This window comes from Streptomyces sp. NPDC033180, from assembly GCF_055577645.1.
This window is the reverse complement of the sequence record NZ_JBVIPU010000005.1, coordinates 156,766-174,003: the sequence shown is the minus strand read 5'-3', so window position 1 is coordinate 174,003 and position 17,238 is coordinate 156,766. Positions and strand designations below refer to the sequence as shown.

Below are 17,238 nucleotides of genomic sequence, written 5' to 3'. Positions count from 1 at the left end.
TTCTCTAAGAGAAGGACCCCGGTTCACGGAAGGCCGAGCCAGCCGTGCGCCCCGTCTGCGCCCCCCGCAGGATGGGGAGCATGCCCAACCTCAAGGCCCGTGCCGCCGCCACCGTCGTCCTGCTGTCTGCGACCCTCGCGGCCTGCGGCGGTGACGACTCCAAGGACTCCAAGGCAGAGGACCTGTCGGCCCAGGAGCTCAGCTGGAAGGACTGCCCCGCGCCCGCCGCCTCCGAAGGCGGAGGTGAGGCGCCCTCCCCACTGCCCGGCGGCGCGAAGTGGCAGTGCGCCACCATGAAGGCCCCCCTCGACTGGGACAAACCCAAAGGGGACACCCTCGACATCGCGCTGATCCGCGCCACGGCGAGCGGCGAGAAGGACCGGCGGATCGGATCGCTCGTCTTCAACTTCGGTGGCCCCGGCGGCTCGGGCATCACCACGCTGCCCGCCTTCGGAGAGGACTACGCCAAGCTGCGCACCCGCTACGACCTGGTGAGCTTCGACCCGCGCGGCGTCGGCCGCAGCGCGGGCGTGAAGTGCGAGGACGACGAACAGCTCGACACCTACTTCCAGCAGGACTCCACGCCCGACGACGACGCCGAGCAGAAGAAGCTCGTCGACAACGTGAAGGGCTTCAACGGAGCCTGTGAGGAAAACTCCGGCGACGTGCTCCCCCACGTGGGCACCACCGACGCGGCCCGTGACATGGACCTGATGCGCCAGGTGCTCGGCGACGACAAGCTGCACTACTTCGGCATCTCGTACGGCACCGAACTCGGCGGCGTCTACGCGCACTTGTTCCCCAAGAGGGTGGGCCGTGCCGTGTTCGACGCGGTCGTCGACCCCACCGAGACCGCGGAGGAGGGATCGCTCGGCCAGGCCGAGGGCTTCCAGCTCGCGCTCGACAACTACGCCAAGGACTGCACGTCGAAGGTCGAGGACTGCCCCGTCGGCGACACCGAGAAGGACGTCAAGGACAAGATCGCCAAGCTCCTCGAGGACCTGGACGCCAAGCCGCTGCCCGCCATCGCGCCGCGAAAACTGACGCAGACCGCCGCCACGAACGGCATCGCGCAGGCGCTGTACTCCATGGACTTCTGGCCGTACCTCACCGAGGGCCTCGACGAGGCGTACGACGGCGACGGCAAGATCCTGATGACGCTCTCCGACGCCATGAACGGCCGCAACCAGGACGGTACGTACAGCAACATCCAGGCAGCCAACATCTCCATCAACTGCGCGGACGACAAGGCGCGCTACACGCCGGAGTACGTCGAGCAGAAGCTCCCCGGGTTCCGTGAGGCGTCGCCGCTGTTCGGCGACTATCTGGCGTGGGGCATGGTCGGCTGCACCGACTGGGCGGTCAACGGCGCCGCCGAGCACCCGGACGTCAGCGCGCCTGCGGCGCCGCCCATCGTCGTCATCGGCAACACGGGCGACCCGGCCACGCCGTACGAGGGTGCGAAGAAGATGGCGGACGCGCTGGGCAAGGGCGTCGGCGTCGAGCTGACGTACAAGGGCCAGGGGCACGGGGCGTACGACAGCAAGAACAAGTGCGTGCGGAACGCGGTGAACGGCTATCTGCTGGACGGCACGGTGCCGAAGGAGGGCACGGTCTGCTCGTAGCGGGGCGGCGGACCTCCGCCGGGCCGCCGGGGCAGCCCGCGCCGATCGGCCCGCCCAGGTCACTGTCAGTGGCCCCGCCTACTATGGCTTGACTGTCTTCCGAGGGGGGAAGCGCTCCATGCCGCGTTTCGTACGGTCAGCAGCTCTGACCGCCGCAGGGGTTCTGGTGGCGGGGCTCGCCGTCGGCTGCGGTGGCTCCGACAGGGACGAGGGCAAGGACGACGCGAAGCCCGCGCCGACAGGCCCCGAGCAGTCGCCAAGGCCCGACCCCTCCTCCACCCTGCCCGCCTCGCTCACCACCCAGAAGCTCGACTGGGGCGGCTGCAAGGCGACCGGCAGCGACCCCGCGCCCGGCTCCGAGTGGCAGTGCTCGACCCTCAAGGTCCCCTTGGACTACGCGAAGCCGGACGGCGAGACGATCGACATCGCGCTGATCCGCGCCAGGTCCACCGGCGAGGGCAAGCGCATCGGCTCGCTCCTGTTCAACTTCGGCGGACCCGGCGGCTCCGGCGTCTCCATGCTGCCGTCGTTCGCGGACATGTACGACACGCTGCGCGGGCGGTACGACCTGGTGAGCTTCGACCCGCGCGGGGTGGCGGGCAGCGAGGGTGTGCGCTGCCGCAGCGACAAGGAGACCCAGGCCGCGGAGTCCGTCGACCTCACCCCGGACACTCCGGCCGAGGAAGCGGCGTACTTCAAGGACGCGGCCGACTTCGGCGCGGGCTGCGCGCGCGGCTCGGGCAAGCTCCTCGACCATGTATCGACGGTCGAGGCTGCCCGGGACATGGACGTGATGCGCCAGGTGCTCGGCGACGAGAAGCTGCACTACATGGGCATCTCGTACGGCACCGAACTGGGCGGCACGTACGCCCACTTGTTCCCCAGGAAGGTGGGGCGCCTCACTCTGGACGCCGTCGTCGACCCGAGCGCGGACTCGGTGGGCCACGCCAAGAACCAGGCGCGGGGCTTCCAGCGCGCCCTGGAGAACTATCTGAAGTCCTCGGGCCAGGACCCGAAGGCGGGCTCGCAGAAGATAGTGCGCCTCCTGAAGCGCCTCGACGCCAAGCCACTGCCCGGGTCGGGCGACCGCAAGCTCACCCAGTCCCTGGCGCTCACCGGCATCACGGTCACGCTGTACAGCAAGCAGAGCTGGCCCGCCCTGACCCGTGGCCTCGAGCAGGCCGAGAAGGGGGACGGCTCGGCCCTGCTGCAGATGGCCGACGCCTACAACGAGCGGGACGAATCCGGGCGTTACAGCACGCAGAGCCACTCGCAGCGCTCGATCTCCTGCCGCGACGGCAAGGCGCGGACGACGCCGGCGGAGGCGAAGCGACAGCTCGGCGAGTTCCGCGAGATATCGCCGGTCTTCGGCGAGTTCATGGGCTGGGACACGGCGGGCTGGTGCCATTCCTGGCCGGTGGCCGGGCTGCACGACTCCCCTGAGGTCAGCGCCCCTGACTCGGCGCCGATCCTGGTGGTCGGCAACACCGGAGACCCGGCGACGCCCTACGAGGGTGCGCAGAAGATGGCCGACGAGCTCGGCAAGGGGGTCGGCACCATGCTGACCTGGAAGGGCGAGGGCCATGGCGCGTACGGCATGGGCAGCAACTGCGTGGACGGCACGGTGAACGACTACTTGCTGGAGGGCAAGCCCCCGAAGGACGGCAAGGTCTGCGAGAACTGAGGGGTTGACCAACGAGAGGGGCCCGCACCACACGGTGCGGGCCCCTCTCCGTTCAGGCGCCAGGCCTAGTAGACCGGCTTGTCGGGCTCGATCTGGTTGACCCAGCCGATCACGCCGCCGCCCACGTGCACCGCGTCGCTGAAGCCCGCGGACTTCAGCACGGCGAGGACCTCCGCGGACCGGACACCCGTCTTGCAGTGCAAGACGATCTTCTTGTCCTGCGGAAGGCTCTCCAGGGCGGTGCCCATGAGGAACTCGTTCTTGGGGATCAGCTTGGCGCCGGGGATCGAGACGATCTCGTACTCGTTCTGCTCGCGCACGTCGATGATCTCGATCTTCTCGTCCGCGTCGATCATCTCCTTGAGCTGCTTGGGAGTGATCGTCGCGCCGAGCGCCGCCTCCTGGGCCTCGTCCGACACGACGCCGCAGAAGGCCTCGTAGTCGATGAGCTCGGTGACGGTGGCGTTCGGGCCGCAGACCGCGCAGTCCGGGTCCTTGCGGACCTTGACCTGGCGGTACTGCATCTCCAGGGCGTCGTAGATCATCAGGCGGCCGACCAGCGGGTCGCCCACGCCGGCCAGGACCTTGATCGCCTCGGTGACCTGGATGGAGCCGATCGACGCGCAGAGCACGCCGAGTACGCCGCCCTCGGCGCAGGACGGGACCATGCCGGGGGGCGGGGGCTCCGGGTAGAGGCAGCGGTAGCACGGGCCGTGCTCGCTCCAGAAGACGGACGCCTGGCCGTCGAAGCGGTAGATCGAACCCCAGACGTACGGCTTGTTGAGCAGCACGCAGGCGTCGTTGACCAGGTAACGCGTGGCGAAGTTGTCCGTGCCGTCGACGATCAGGTCGTACTGGCTGAAGATGTCCATCACGTTCTCGGCCTCGAGCCGCTCTTCGTGGAGGATCACGTTCACGTACGGGTTGATGCCGAGGACCGAGTCCTTCGCCGACGCCGCCTTGGAGCGGCCGATGTCGGCCTGGCTGTGGATGATCTGGCGCTGCAGGTTCGACTCGTCGACCTCGTCGAACTCCACGATGCCGAGCGTGCCGACGCCCGCCGCGGCGAGGTACATCAGCGCCGGTGACCCGAGGCCGCCGGCGCCGACACACAGCACCTTGGCGTTCTTCAGCCGCTTCTGCCCGTCCATCCCGACGTCGGGGATGATCAGGTGGCGGGAGTACCTGCGGACCTCGTCGACGGTGAGCTCAGATGCTGGCTCGACCAGGGGTGGCAGCGACACGGAGACTCCGTTGGTCGGAATATGGAAACGGTTGTTCTGTCCGTAACACTGCCACGCCCCTCTTCATTCCGAGACACCCGTTCCGATGCGCGAGACGATTTCGTCCCAGTACCCGGGCATGGACTCCCAGGGGTCATCCGCTCCTGCGACGTCCACCCGGTCGGTGAAGTAGATCGTCGACGCGCCCTGCCAGCGTGCGATGCGCAGCGCCTCGTCGAGATGGCCGCGCGGCATGCCGTGCACGAAGTGGCAGAAGCGCTCGGGCGGGTAGTCGGCGGTCCACTCGGCCACCTGTGACCAGCGATAATCGCTCCAGGGGCCGGAGAAGGTCACCAACTGGTCGGCGGATTCGGCATATCCGGGATACGGGTGGGTGCCGTGTCCGAGGACGATGTGCGCGTCGTCACAGAGCGCCCGCAGCGTCGTCACCGTCCTGCGCACCTCCGGGAGCGCCGCCCGCTCCGTGGGACAGCGGTCCAGCGAGAAGCCGTCGACCTGGTACCAGTCGAGGTAGCGATGGGCGTCGGAGACGAGCTCTCCGAAGCTGCGCGCGCCGTACGTCACGTCGAGATGACCGAGAACACGCACGCCCGCGTTCCGCAGCCGGCCCGCCGCCTCCAGACAGTGCGGGTCGGGCCGGTCCCCCGGCCCTCTGCTCACATTCAGAACAACCCAGTCCAAAGGGGTTCCCGGGCGGGTGAGTTCGGACCATTCGGCGGGCGCGACGAGGGGGTGCGCGAACCCGGGGATGCCGAAGCCGAGACGTATGTCGGTGTGCGCGGTGCCTGTGCCGGTCCTTGTCAGATGCGGCATGCCGCCTCCATCCAGATGTCGGCGAGTGATTCTTCGAGGTTGATGCGGGGCCGCCAGCCGAGCCGGTCGCGCGCGGTGCGCACATCGGCCTGCTGCCAGCTGCCGCACCCGTCGGGGTAGGGGTAGGCGGCCGGGCTCCCGTGGTCGGATTCGGCGCGGGGATGCCCGATGGATTGCCGCAGCGCCCCTTGGTCGAGCTCGTGCAGGGCTCCGCCGTACCCGGCGACGCGCGCCAGGACGGCCGCCGCGTCCCTCAGTCGTACGGCGCGACCGGCGCCGATGTTCACGATGCCCTGGGCGGCGGAGAGCGAGGCGGCGTGCACGGCGCGGGCCACGTCGCGTACGTCGATGAAGTCGCGCTGCACGCCGAGCCCCCCGAGCTTGAGCTCGCCGTCACCGGCCTGCATGGCCCGCCGCATGGCCTCGGCGAGCCGCCCGAGCGGCGATCCGGCCGGAGTACCGGGCCCGGCGGGCGAGAACACCCGCAGGACGACCGCGTCGAGACCGGACCCGAGGACCAGCTCGGTGGCAGCGAGCTTGCTGACGCCGTACGGTCCGCCGGGCCTCGGCACGGCGTCCTCCGCGGTGGAGGACCCCGGCTGGCTCGGCCCGTACTCGGCGCCGCACCCCAGCTGCACGAGCCGCGCCCCGCATCCGCTGCGGCGCAGGGCCTCGCAGATCGTGGCGACGGCGACGGTGTTGTGCCGGGTCAGCTCGCGGGCGCCGCCACGGGTGGCGCCCGCGCAGTTGATGACGACGCCCGGGTGCACGGCATCCAGGAAGCGGGTGAGCGCGCCGGGGCTGCCGCTCGCGAGGTCGAACCGTACGTCCGAGTCGTCGCCGCGGCCGAGCGCGGTGAGCTGCACCGCCGGGTCGGCGAGCAGCCGGTCGGCGACGAACCGGCCGAGGTATCCGTTGGCTCCGATCAGCAGCACCCTCATCGGGCGGCTCCCGGGTCGGATTCTCGGATGCTGAGGGTGCTCATCTGGCGTTCTCCTTCAGGGGTTGCCGTAAATCACGGGGTAAGGCCCGCGGTGTCGGCCCCGCGGGAGAGAAAGTTTTCGAATGGGGCCAGGAAGATTTCGAATGGGGCAAGGAAGTTCTGGCGGCGCGCATCCTCAGGGCGCCCCGTCGCCGTGCGCGGAGGCCTGGCTGAGCACCCGCAGGGAATGGAGCAACAGCACGCCCGCGGCGGCGCCGCACGCGACGACCGGAACGACACCGGGCCCCCAGGCCCGGACCGCCGCCTCCACCGGCGCCGCGAGCCACGCGCATCCGGGCAGCCGCCCCGCGAACACGGAGGCGAGTGAGGCCGCCTCCACCGCGCCCGCGGCCCCCAGCATCAGCAGGGGCGCGCGCGTGAACCCGTACGAGGAGAGCAGCCGGGAAAGCAGCAGCAGTGCGCCGAGCGCCCCGGCCCCGGCAGAGGCCGGGACGCCGTAGAGAGCCCCGGCCCCCACGAGCAGGGCGCCCAGGGCGCACAGGTACAGCGCGACGACTCCCAGCAGCAACGGCCGTACGGCGGCGGTGAATTCAGCGAGTCCCCGGCTGAGCGAAAGCCGCCCCCGCGCCCCCACGGTGAACAGCCGCGCGCACCACACGGCGGGCGCGACGGTGAGCGAGAGCCCCAGTGCCGCAGCGGTCGACGGCGCCCAGGGGCCGTCCGGCCCGCCCGAGACGGCGGCCCGCGTCAGCCCGTCACCGAAGAGGGCGTACGCGACGAGAAGGCACACCCACGCGCGCGTGGCCGGCGCGACATGGCGAGCAGAACGCAACGGTCCGTACCGAAGAGCCACCCGGAGCGCGAGGGCCACTGCGAGTGCTCCGCCGAGCCCCACCGCGTACCGCGCGCGCCCCGCGCTCAGCTCGATCCCCATGGCGGTGAGCGCGCAGACCACACCCGGCAGCAGAGCGAACAGCGCCCACCCGGCGGGGACTTCGGGGGCGCCGTACGAGAAGGGGGCCGCTGGGGCGCCGCGCTCCTCGTCGTCGCGCGGCACGCGCGCGTACATCTCCTCGGCGAGCGCGAACACGTCCCGGTGCCTGAACCGCCCGGCGGTCCTGTCGGTCACTCCGTGCGCCTCGAGGCCCGCGGCGATCTCCAGCGGGTCGACGGCACGCTCGCACAGCTCCCGGTGCCGGTGCATCAGCGCCTTCACGGGATCCACGGCACCGCGCCGCGCGGGCTTGGCACCCTCCCCGGCGCCGACACCCGCGCCCCGCCAGGCCGCCGGCTCCCGCACCAGTGCCGCGTCGGCCACCAGCTCCTCCGACCGCACGTCCCATCCGCCCGGGCTCCCCGGAGCCCGAGGCGCGTCCACCTGCTGCTCCTTGCTCATACCCCCGCCTCCTTCAACCGCTCCGGTCTGTCCGCCTCTTGGGCCCAGCTCGGAGCGCCGCCCGGGCCCGCGTCCGCATCGCCGACGCCCGCGCCACCCGCGGCGACCGCCCACCGCCCCGGCACGTACGCCTCCGCCGGATGACCGAAGGGCACGGGCTCGCCCGCGTCGTCGACCGCCTCCCTGCGCACCGGGCAGTGCGAGACGATCTCCAGGTAAATGCCGCGGAAGGCCTCGGTGTTCTGCTCCACGGTGAACAGTTCGAGCGCCCGCGCGCGCGCCGCCGCCCCGAGCCGTTCGCGCCGCCCGGCGTCGCGCAGCAGCGCCACGCACGCCTCGGCGAGCGCCCGCGGATTGCGCGGCGGCACCACGAGCCCGGTGCCGCCGATGACCTCGACGACCGCGCCGACATCCGTGGAGACCGTGGCGCACCCGCAGAACATCGCCTCGACCAGGCTGATCGGGAACCCTTCGACAACGCTCGACAGGACGACGACGCTCCCCGCGGCGTACGCGTCCGCGAGCTCGGGCACCTCGGGCGCTCCGATCTCCTCGAAGGACACGGGGTTGTCGCCGACGGCGTGCGCGCCCTGGGCCTCGTCGGGAAAAAGCTGCGCGGCGAGCGCCTTGCAGTGGGCGAGGTACGCGGCCGCCTCGGGGCCCTCCGCGGGCGCCCCGACGATCCGCAGCCGGGCCTTGGACTCCTCCTTGCGGACCTCCGCGAAGGCGTGGAGCAGGGAGATCAGGTCCTTGGCCGGTTCGATGCGCCCGACCCAGAGGAGGGTGTCGGGGTCCCCCGGGTCCTCCCGCTCGCCGACCTCCGCGAAGCGGGACGCCTCCATGCCGGGGTAGACCGTGCGCAGCTTCGCCCGCTCGGCTCCGCACCGCTCCTGCCAGCGGCGGGCGTGCGTGTTGCCGGGGGTGATGATCGTGGCCTGGCCGTACACCTCGGCGGCGAGCCTGCCGTGGAAGGAGGTGAGCAGCGCCCGCGCCGGCGCGCTCAGCGCGTCGTCGCCGGTCGCGAGGTAGTGCGCCCGCAGCTGCACGCCGTACTCGGTGACCAGGAGCGGCACTCCGGAGAAGTGCTTGGCGAGGAGACCGGGGAGCGCCGCCGGGCCGCCGGACGTGGCGTGGCACAGGTCCACCGCGCCGAGGCCGTCGTCCCCGTACCAGTCGAGGGAGAGCGGGCGCAGGGCGCGCTCCAGGAGGCTTGCCACGGCGAGCAGGTCGGGCACGCGTGCGGTGCGCGCGGCGCGGAGTGCGCCCGGCGCGCGGCACGCGCTCTCCAGGGCGCGCACGGCGGCTTCGGAGCGCAGCGCGCCGACGAGGCCGCCCTGGTCCCTGGCGAGTTCGGCGAGGCCGTAGAGCGCACTGCCGAAACGGTCCGCCAACGCGTCGGAGGCGGAGGGCGCCCCCGCGGCGCCCGCCACTGGGGAGTCGCACACCGCGGCGGCGAGTTCGCCGAAGCACTCCGCGAAGCGCCGCCGCGCCCGCCGTCCGTACCCGGCTCCGAAGGCGACGCCGTCGTCGACCGTCCACAGGGGCGCCGTCCGTACGCGGTTCACCTGGGGCGGCAGCTCGATCCAGCCCCGCGCCTCCTGCCGCTCGCTGCGGCTGAGGGCGTAGATGTCGAATTCGTGCTGCCCGAGCCCGCGCACGAGCCGGTCGCACCAGAGCCTGGCCTCACCGCTCACATACGGATAGCCACCCTCCGTAAGCAGTCCGATGCGCACGCGTACACCCCCGATCTCCCATGTGGAGAGCCGCCGTTGGACCGGCGGCTCACAGCGGGACGAACGTATGCGGACAAGCCGGTGGCGTGATGGACGGTTGTCCATCACGCCACCAAAAGGGGTGAACGGCAGTAACTTTCCCGCGCCGGTAGCGTTCTGTCGCGCTATGAGGCTCGGAAAGCGCTCTTCAGCTACGGAGCGTCAGGCTGCGGCCAGCTTTCGACGGCGTGGGCTCAACTCTTGGGGAAAGCCCAGGGGTTGGCCTTGCACTTGATTCCGTCGTGGTCGAGGAACTTCGTCTGCTGCTGCATGACGGGCGCGAGCTCGCCGTCCTTCGTGCAGTCGGTGTGATTGAAGCCGAGCCGGTGACCGACCTCGTGGTTGATCAGCATCTGCCGGTACGGATGGATGCGGTCGCCGTAGGTCTTGGCGCCCTGTGCCCACCGATAGGCGTTGATCATGACGCGGTCCGTGGCCGCGGAGTCGCAGGAGACGTTCTGCTCCAGCGTGTCGAGCCCGGACTTCGCACACCACTTCCCGGTCGTCCCCGGGCTGGCGAGCGTGATGACGAAGTCGGGTCTCCCCGAAGAGATCCGCTCGAAGGTCCGGCCTCCGCCGTGCGCCCAGCTCCGGTCGTCGTTCAGGGTCTTCTGCACGGCGGACGCGAACAGCTCGCCGTCCAGACCCATCCCCTTCTCGACATCGACGCGGTAGCGGAACAACTGCCCCTTGCCCGGCGCCTTGTCGAACCCGGCCATCGCGTCGAAGTCCCCGGACGCCGTGAGCTTGGCATCGAGCGGGTACTTCTTGGCCATCTTCGTCTCGTACGTCGCCGGGGCGGACTCGGGAGGCGTGGGGCGGTCGTCGGAGCGGGACGCGTCCTCGCCCGCCGCTCGTTCGCCCTGACCCTTGGCGGCCTGCGTCCGGGGAGCAGAATCCTCTGGCCCGTCGGTCATCTGGCCGGCCACGACGACCGCGAGAACGGTGGTGACCGCGGCGGCCGCGATCCCGGTGAAGGTGCGGCCCTTGCCGCCTCCCTTGCCGTCCCCGTCTTCGTCGAGCGCGATGCCTCCGGGGTCGCCGGCCCCGGCGTCAGCTCCGTCGACCGTGTCGGCCCAGAGCTCTCCCCGCGCTTCAGCGTTCTCGTCGGCCTCGTCGACCGAGCGGTCCCAGTCGGTGACGGAGGCGTACGGGTCGCGGGGCGGGGCGCCGGCCGACATGGGAGAGGGACGGCTCGCGCCGCCCCCGAAGAGGTCATCGTCGGCGAACTCGCCGCTGAACGCGTCCACGTACTCGCGGCGCGGCCCCGGCATACGGGGTGGCGCGGGTCGCGCTCCCGGCGTCCCGTAGGCGGCGCCCATCCCCGGCCCCGATCCCCACGCCCCGCCCGGCTCACGCTGCTCGGGATGGCCGCCACGGACGTGCGGCGTGCCCTGCGGCGGGGTGGCCTGGGGCGTGCCGTGCGCGGGCGTGGCCTGCGGGATTCCGTGCGCGGGCGTGCCGTCGTCCCCCGGGGCACGCCTGCGGCGCCCCGTGCCGGGACCCGGCGGGCGCGCGCCCTGCGGTGACGGTATGTCGTCGGTATTCGTGTTGCCCGTGTTGTCTGCGAGGTCGACCGAACCCCGGCGGCTATGACGTCCCACTCGCCGCCTCAGCTCCCCGCGCCCGAATGACCGGATGCATGCAACTCGCCCGTGTCCGCGAGGAGTTCGCGGAATGCCGTGGCCACCGTATCGGGATACTCCATCATCGCCACATGCCCCGCGTCCGGAAGAGTGAGCAGCCGTGAGTCACGGAACGCGGCGGCGGCCTTGCGTGCCATGCGGTACGAGACGAGGAGGTCCTTGCCGCCGTAGACGAGCAGCGTCGGCGCCAGCACCCGCTCCGCCTGCCGCCACAGGCCGTGCTGCCCGCCCAGTGTGTACGCGTTCACGATGCCGCGCGCCGAGCGGGTCATCGCGTCCCACATGTACGGAAGGCCGAGCCTGCGCTCCATCTCCCGCACGGCCGCGCTGTACCCCTCGGGCGAGACCCGCCCCGGGTCTCCGTAGCAGAGCGCCATGACACCGCTGACCCGCTGCTCGGCCGTCCAGTCCTTGGTGAGCCTGGTGAACAGAGCCGCGACTCCGGGCACCGCGAGGAGGGCGGTCGGCACCGCCGTGCGCTGTACCCGCAGCTCCGGGAGCGCGGGCGAGATCAGCGTGAGGGTGCGGACCAAGTCGGGGCGGACGGCGGCGACGCGGGTGGTGACGGCGCCGCCGAGCGAGTTCGCGATCAGATGCACGGGCCCGTGCTCGCACGCGTCCAGATAACGGATGACAGCGCGCGCGTGCCCGGTGATCGAATAGTCGCCGTCGTCCGGCGGTGGCGAGTCGCCGAATCCCGGGAGGTCGATCGCCGCACAGTCGACGACGTCCTCGAGCAACGGCATCAGAGCCGACCAGTTCTGCGAGGACCCACCGAGCCCGTGCACGTACAACGCGGCCGGCAGACCCTCACGGACCGACGGCCTGGACCGCACCGAGAGCGTGAGCCCGGGAAGGCTGACCGGGTCGAGCCGCTCGCCCGCCGCGACCGCCACGACGCCCGGCTTGGGGGCGACGGTGGCGGCGATCACGTTCGGCAGCTCGGTCGAGGACATGCGGCAATGTTACGAGACGATCACACGGTGGCTCATGTGTTCGCCGTCACAGATCCGGCCGATGTCGCCCGGAGACCGCCCGGGATCAGCCGGAGATCGCGTAGCGCCGGGTTCGGCAGTCTCCTACGCTCATAGAAGAGGGCGACTCATAGAAGAGGGCGAACAGGGCACTCGCACCACTAGTCCTCCAGGGAAGAGAGCCACGATGACCGTCGACCCGTCCGACCCCGAGACCTTCGAGGTCGAGGAAAACGCCGACCACAGCACCGAAGCGCCCGAGGCCGATACCGCGGAGCAGCAGACCGATCTCGCACCGCGCGAGGACGACTCCTTGCAGGACGCGGACACGGACGCGGCCAACGAGGCCGACCTGGCCGAACAGGCCCGGGTCGTCAGCCTCGACGAGGACGACTATCGCTGAGCTGCCCGTGTTTGCCCTGCTACGCACGGCTTTCACGGGCATCCAGTCCGTGAAATTCTCCGCTCGTACCGCGCACATCACGGTTACCGAAAAGTACGATGGCCGCGCGGCGCACACCGCACATTCACGATCATGGGAGGCGGCGTGACAGCCATCGAGCAGACAGAGGCAGCGCGCCCGCGGGGCACACGCCTGCCGCGTCGTGCCCGACGCAATCAGTTGCTGGGCGCGGCACAAGAGGTCTTCGTCGCGCAGGGTTACCACGCGGCCGCGATGGACGACATCGCCGAGCGGGCCGGAGTCAGCAAGCCGGTGCTCTACCAGCACTTCCCCGGAAAGCTCGACCTGTACCTCGCTCTGCTCGACCAGCACTGCGAATCACTGCTGCAGTCCGTCCGTACGGCACTTGCCTCCACCTCGGACAACAAGCTGCGGGTCGCGGCCACGATGGACGCGTACTTCGCGTACGTGGAGGACGAGGGCGGTGCCTTCCGTCTCGTCTTCGAGTCCGACCTGACGAACGAGGCAGCGGTCCGCGAGCGCGTGGACCGGGTCACGCTCCAGTGCGCGGAAGCGATCTGCGAGGTCATCGCCGAGGACACGGGCCTGCCCCGTGACGAGGCGATGCTGCTCGCGGTGGGCCTCGGGGGCTACTCCCAGGTGGTCGCCCGTTACTGGCTCGCCAGCGGCAGCACGGTCCCGCGCGACAAGGCGGTGGAGCTGCTCACCTCGCTGGCCTGGCGCGGCATCGCCGGCTTCCCGCTGCACGGCGTGGAGGGCCACTGAGGCCGACCGGGAGCCGGGCTTCGCCGTCCCGTGTTCTGTTCCCGATCTCTGTTCGCTACTGGCGTGCAGCGGCGGAGACATGCGGGTCGCCTCACCGGGCTAATGTGTGCTGAGTACGGCGCGGCAGGCCGCGCACATCACTGACCGTCGGAGGGACAAAGCCGTGGAGGTCAAGATCGGCGTGCAGTACGCGCCCCGCGAGATCGTGCTGGAGAGCGGCCAGAGTGCCGAGGAAGTCGAGCACGCGGTGTCCGAGGCGCTGACCGGCAAGTCGCCGCTGCTGAGCCTCGTGGACGACCACGGCCGCAAGGTCCTGGTTCCGGCCGACCGCCTCGCGTACGTCGAGCTCGGCGAGCCGACCGCACGCAAGGTGGGCTTCAGCGCCCTGTAGTTCAGGGGCGCCGCACACAGGATGAACAACGAGTACGGCCCGGTGGTGACAACCACCGGGCCGTACTCGTGTGTTGACGCGGGCCGCGTGAGGCGTGCCGCAGAGGCGTGCCGCCTGACGCGCCCCCGCGCAGGGAGGCTCTGGAGGATTGCATTCCGGCCACCAGGGGTAAGACCGGCTACGACCGTTTTGCACCTGGCCGCGAGGGAGGGAACACCCTGTGATTCTGGAAGCACTCGGCTCCGCACTGCTCGGTTTCGCCCTGGCATGGGCCACGGCCCACCGACTGTCCCACCGGCTCCCCGCACGCAGCCTGGTCCTGTCGACCGGCGCCGCGGGAGCTGTCATCGGCGCCTTCGTCACGCACATGGCCCTGGGCGCTGGCCACGCACCCGGCACCATCATCGGCGCGGTGGCCATGGCAGCAGCCCTGCTCTCACTCCTGATCCGCCCCAGCAGGGGCCAACTACGCCGTCGCTCGGCGACGGCGTAGGGGGCGGGGGCTCGGCGCCCCGTCAGGAGCGCGGGGAAGCGCCCGGCCAGGAGCGCGGGGAAGCGCCCCGCCAGGAGCGCGGGGAACGGCGCGAGCAACGACAACGCGCCCGCAGGGGTAGACCGGCGGACCCACCCCAAGGGGCGCGGGGAACGGCGCGAGCAACCACAACGCCCCCGCAGACGAAACCCGCCCCCGGAGCCCCAGCGACTACGCCGCCAGGCCAAGCGCAGCCATCCGCTTGGTGTGCGCCTCCGTGATCCGGGAGAACATCCGCCCGACCTCGGCGAGGTCGAACCCGTCGGCGACGCCCCCGACCAGCATGGTCGACAAGGCATCCCGATCAGCAACCACCCGCTGCGACTGCGAAAGCGCCTCGCCCATAAGCCGCCGCGCCCACAGCGCGAGCCGCCCACCCACACGCGGATCCGCGTCGATCGCGGCCCGCACCTTCTCCACCGCGAAGCTCGCGTGCCCCGTGTCATCGAGCACGCCGAGGACGAGACGACGGGTGTCGCCGTCGAGCCGCGCCGCGACCTCGCGGTAGAAGTCACTGGCGATCGAGTCGCCCACGTACGCCTTGACCAGGCCCTCGAGCCAGTCGGACGGCGCCGTCTGCCGGTGGAAGCCGTCGAGCGCGGCCACGAAGGGCTCCATCGCCTCGGTGGCGTCCGCGCCGATCGCCGAGAGCCGGTCCCGCAACTGCTCGAAGTGATGGAACTCGGCCGACGCCATCTTCGCCAGCTCCGCCTTGTCGCCGAGCGTCGGCGCCAGCTTGGCGTCCTCCGCGAGCCGCTCGAACGCCGCGAGCTCTCCGTAGGCAAGCGCTCCGAGGAGGTCCACGACCGCGGCGCGGTAGTTCGGGTCTGCGGCAGCGGTCGTCCAGTCCTGGGCAGCGATTCCCGTGGGTTCGGCAGGTGTGTCAGCGGCGGTGTCAGGCGTGTCCATAAACCGCACAATAGCCCGCGCGCAGCAACGTGTAAGGGCCTGGTCAGTGACTGTGACGACAGTGACGTGACCAATTCGCCAGACACGGCTGCGAGATTCCGGGGTACAGTGGTAATGCGCCTGCCGAATATTCGTCGGGCCGTACGAATGAGGATGCCCGGTCGGAGGCCCGATCGGCTCCGACCCGACAGCCCTCCAGGCGGCCCGCACAGTGCGGACGGCACGAGGAGGGAACCTCAGCGGTACGAGCGCTCGAGCGCAGGCAGTGGTCCCGCGCCCCCGGCCCCGCCCCCCAAGCAGCCGGCGGTAGTGGCACGGTCACGACCCCCAGCGTTCGCCTCGCGCCGCGTCTCACAGAAGAGGCAATGCCCTGACTACGACTTTCCGCGATCTCGGAATTCTTCCCGAGACGGCCGAGGCCCTTGAGGCCGTCGGCATCATCAGCCCTTTTCCCATCCAAGAGATGACGCTGCCCGTGGCGCTCTCCGGTTCCGACGTCATCGGCCAGGCCAAGACCGGCACCGGCAAGACGCTCGGCTTCGGACTCCCGCTCCTGGAGCGCGTCACCGTCCCCGCGGACGTCGAGGCGGGCCGGGCCAATCCCGAGCAGCTGACCGACGCCCCGCAGGCGCTCATCGTCGTCCCCACGCGTGAGCTCTGCCAGCAGGTCACGAACGACCTCCTGACCGCCGGCAAGGCGCGGAACGTACGCGTCCTCGCCATATACGGCGGCCGGGCCTACGAGCCGCAGGTCGAGGCCCTCAAGAAGGGCATCGACATCGTCGTCGGCACACCCGGTCGTCTGCTCGACCTCGCGGGCCAGAAGAAGCTCAACCTCAAGCACATCAAGTGCCTGGTCCTCGACGAGGCCGACGAGATGCTCGACCTGGGCTTCCTGCCCGACGTCGAGCGGATCATCAACATGCTTCCGGCGAAGCGTCAGACGATGCTGTTCTCGGCGACCATGCCGGGTGCGGTCATCGGCCTGGCCCGTCGGTACATGTCGCAGCCCACGCACATCCGCGCCACCGCGCCGGACGACGAGGGCCAGACCGTCGCGAACACGAAGCAGCACGTGTACCGCGCACACAACATGGACAAGCCCGAGATGGTCTCGCGCATTCTGCAGGCCGACGGCCGCGGACTCGCGATGATCTTCTGCCGTACGAAGCGGACCGCCGCCGACATCGCCGAGCAGCTCGAGAAGCGTGGCTTCGCCTCGGGCGCCGTGCACGGTGACCTCGGTCAGGGTGCCCGCGAGCAGGCGCTGCGCGCGTTCCGCAACGGCAAGGTGGACGTGCTCGTCTGCACGGACGTCGCCGCGCGCGGCATCGACGTCGGTGGCGTCACGCACGTCATCAACTACCAGTCCCCCGAGGACGAGAAGACGTACCTGCACCGCATCGGCCGCACCGGCCGCGCGGGCGCCAAGGGCATCGCGATCACGCTGGTCGACTGGGACGACATCCCGCGCTGGCAGCTGATCAACAAGGCGCTGAACCTCGGCCTCAGCGACCCGGTCGAGACGTACTCGAGCTCTCCTCACCTGTATGAGGAGCTGAGCATCCCGGTGGGCACGAAGGGTGTCCTGCCGCGCGGCGAGCGGACCCGTGCCGGGCTGCGCGCCGAGGAGGTCGAGGACCTCGGCGAGACCGGCGGCAAGGGTGGCTCGCGAGGTCGCGATCGCGGCCGGGACGGCGGCCGGGACGGCGGCCGTGACCGTGGCCGCGCTTCCGAGCCGGAGCGCGAGCCGCGTGAGGCGCGTACGCCGCGTCGCCGCCGCCGGACCCGTTCGGGTACGCCGCTGGAGACTCCGGCGGTGGCCGCCGCCATGGCGGCTGAGGTGGTAGCCGCTCCCGAGGCCGAGCTGACGGAGCCGCGCGCGCCGCGTCGCCGTCGCCGGACGCGGAGCGGTGGGGAGGCCGCCGGTGCTCAGGCCGTGGTCGACACGGTCGAGGCCGTGGAGACGACCGAGACCGTGACCGAGGCCCCGGCCGCGAAGCCGCGCCGTCGCACCCGTAAGGCAGCGGAGCCCGCGGTGGAGGTGGCAGAGGCCGCCGAGACCGAGGCCGAAGCCCCGGCCGCCAAGCCCCGCCGCCGCACCCGCAAGGCCGCGGAAG

15 protein-coding genes are annotated in these 17,238 nt (G+C 71.0%); 7 read left to right on the top strand and 8 right to left on the bottom strand.

Annotated elements, in window-relative coordinates:
• The first annotated feature begins 80 nt into the window (after nucleotides 1-80).
• Both ACZ5WE_RS17315 and ACZ5WE_RS17310 read left to right on the top strand, forming a co-directional pair.
• On the top strand, nucleotides 81-1,625 hold the full coding sequence (locus tag ACZ5WE_RS17315; protein WP_467688831.1) for an alpha/beta hydrolase: 1,545 nt from the start codon (nucleotides 81-83) through the stop codon (nucleotides 1,623-1,625).
• 118 nt (nucleotides 1,626-1,743) lie between these two features.
• On the top strand, nucleotides 1,744-3,309 hold the full coding sequence (locus ACZ5WE_RS17310) for an alpha/beta hydrolase (protein WP_467688829.1): 1,566 nt from the start codon (nucleotides 1,744-1,746) through the stop codon (nucleotides 3,307-3,309).
• A 65-nt stretch (nucleotides 3,310-3,374) separates the two neighbouring features.
• Here the strand turns inward: ACZ5WE_RS17310 and moeZ are convergent, their stop codons facing one another.
• The 7 genes from moeZ to ACZ5WE_RS17275 form a co-directional block, all read right to left on the bottom strand.
• The gene (moeZ, locus tag ACZ5WE_RS17305; RefSeq protein WP_453637914.1) at nucleotides 3,375-4,553 is read right to left on the bottom strand and encodes an adenylyltransferase/sulfurtransferase MoeZ; all 1,179 of its coding nucleotides are present in this window, start codon (nucleotides 4,551-4,553) and stop codon (nucleotides 3,375-3,377) included.
• A 63-nt stretch (nucleotides 4,554-4,616) separates the two neighbouring features.
• Nucleotides 4,617-5,366, bottom strand: a complete 750-nt coding sequence (locus tag ACZ5WE_RS17300) for a spherulation-specific family 4 protein (RefSeq protein WP_467688827.1) — start codon at nucleotides 5,364-5,366, stop codon at nucleotides 4,617-4,619.
• Nucleotides 5,354-6,307 (bottom strand): NAD-dependent epimerase/dehydratase family protein, encoded by a 954-nt coding sequence (locus tag ACZ5WE_RS17295; RefSeq protein ID WP_344520507.1) that lies wholly within the window; start codon nucleotides 6,305-6,307, stop codon nucleotides 5,354-5,356. The genes ACZ5WE_RS17300 and ACZ5WE_RS17295 overlap by 13 nt, the downstream gene beginning before the upstream one ends.
• A gap of 177 nt (nucleotides 6,308-6,484) precedes the next feature.
• The gene (locus tag ACZ5WE_RS17290; protein WP_467688825.1) at nucleotides 6,485-7,705 is read right to left on the bottom strand and encodes a hypothetical protein; all 1,221 of its coding nucleotides are present in this window, start codon (nucleotides 7,703-7,705) and stop codon (nucleotides 6,485-6,487) included.
• On the bottom strand, nucleotides 7,702-9,438 hold the full coding sequence (locus ACZ5WE_RS17285) for a DUF3492 domain-containing protein (protein ID WP_467688823.1): 1,737 nt from the start codon (nucleotides 9,436-9,438) through the stop codon (nucleotides 7,702-7,704). The genes ACZ5WE_RS17290 and ACZ5WE_RS17285 overlap by 4 nt, the downstream gene beginning before the upstream one ends.
• Nucleotides 9,439-9,671: 233 nt before the next feature.
• On the bottom strand, nucleotides 9,672-11,081 hold the full coding sequence (locus ACZ5WE_RS17280; RefSeq protein WP_467688821.1) for a DUF3152 domain-containing protein: 1,410 nt from the start codon (nucleotides 11,079-11,081) through the stop codon (nucleotides 9,672-9,674).
• Between the two features lie 8 nt (nucleotides 11,082-11,089).
• Nucleotides 11,090-12,079, bottom strand: coding sequence for an alpha/beta fold hydrolase (locus ACZ5WE_RS17275; protein WP_467688819.1), 990 nt, complete (start codon nucleotides 12,077-12,079; stop codon nucleotides 11,090-11,092).
• A 205-nt stretch (nucleotides 12,080-12,284) separates the two neighbouring features.
• Between ACZ5WE_RS17275 and ACZ5WE_RS17270 the strand changes: the two genes are divergently transcribed.
• From ACZ5WE_RS17270 to ACZ5WE_RS17255, 4 genes are all read left to right on the top strand, one after another.
• On the top strand, nucleotides 12,285-12,500 hold the full coding sequence (locus ACZ5WE_RS17270; RefSeq protein WP_467688818.1) for a hypothetical protein: 216 nt from the start codon (nucleotides 12,285-12,287) through the stop codon (nucleotides 12,498-12,500).
• A gap of 144 nt (nucleotides 12,501-12,644) precedes the next feature.
• The gene (locus tag ACZ5WE_RS17265) at nucleotides 12,645-13,286 is read left to right on the top strand and encodes a TetR/AcrR family transcriptional regulator (RefSeq protein ID WP_467689203.1); all 642 of its coding nucleotides are present in this window, start codon (nucleotides 12,645-12,647) and stop codon (nucleotides 13,284-13,286) included.
• Nucleotides 13,287-13,449: 163 nt separating this feature from the next.
• Entirely contained in the window at nucleotides 13,450-13,677 is a 228-nt protein-coding gene (locus ACZ5WE_RS17260) for a DUF3107 domain-containing protein (RefSeq protein ID WP_055565193.1), read from the top strand.
• Between the two features lie 220 nt (nucleotides 13,678-13,897).
• Nucleotides 13,898-14,170, top strand: a complete 273-nt coding sequence (locus ACZ5WE_RS17255; protein WP_467688816.1) for a hypothetical protein — start codon at nucleotides 13,898-13,900, stop codon at nucleotides 14,168-14,170.
• A 210-nt stretch (nucleotides 14,171-14,380) separates the two neighbouring features.
• Here the strand turns inward: ACZ5WE_RS17255 and ACZ5WE_RS17250 are convergent, their stop codons facing one another.
• Nucleotides 14,381-15,118, bottom strand: a complete 738-nt coding sequence (locus tag ACZ5WE_RS17250) for a ferritin-like fold-containing protein (protein ID WP_467688814.1) — start codon at nucleotides 15,116-15,118, stop codon at nucleotides 14,381-14,383.
• A gap of 463 nt (nucleotides 15,119-15,581) precedes the next feature.
• Between ACZ5WE_RS17250 and ACZ5WE_RS17245 the strand changes: the two genes are divergently transcribed.
• Nucleotides 15,582-17,238, top strand: a 1,657-nt coding sequence (locus tag ACZ5WE_RS17245; protein ID WP_469157295.1) for a DEAD/DEAH box helicase, incomplete at its 3' end; no start/stop codon positions are given.

Excerpts from the sequence above, each read along its gene's own strand:
- ACZ5WE_RS17295 (WP_344520507.1), bottom strand. The coding sequence starts at position 6,307 with ATGAGGGTGCTGCTGATCGGAGCCAACGGATACCTCGGCCGGTTCGTC.
- ACZ5WE_RS17310 (WP_467688829.1), top strand. The coding sequence starts at position 1,744 with ATGCCGCGTTTCGTACGGTCAGCAGCTCTGACCGCCGCAGGGGTTCTG.
- ACZ5WE_RS17250 (WP_467688814.1), bottom strand. The coding sequence starts at position 15,118 with ATGGACACGCCTGACACCGCCGCTGACACACCTGCCGAACCCACGGGA.
- ACZ5WE_RS17290 (WP_467688825.1), bottom strand. The coding sequence starts at position 7,705 with ATGAGCAAGGAGCAGCAGGTGGACGCGCCTCGGGCTCCGGGGAGCCCG.
- ACZ5WE_RS17315 (WP_467688831.1), top strand. The coding sequence starts at position 81 with ATGCCCAACCTCAAGGCCCGTGCCGCCGCCACCGTCGTCCTGCTGTCT.
- ACZ5WE_RS17300 (WP_467688827.1), bottom strand. The coding sequence starts at position 5,366 with ATGCCGCATCTGACAAGGACCGGCACAGGCACCGCGCACACCGACATA.
- ACZ5WE_RS17275 (WP_467688819.1), bottom strand. The coding sequence starts at position 12,079 with ATGTCCTCGACCGAGCTGCCGAACGTGATCGCCGCCACCGTCGCCCCC.
- ACZ5WE_RS17270 (WP_467688818.1), top strand. The coding sequence starts at position 12,285 with ATGACCGTCGACCCGTCCGACCCCGAGACCTTCGAGGTCGAGGAAAAC.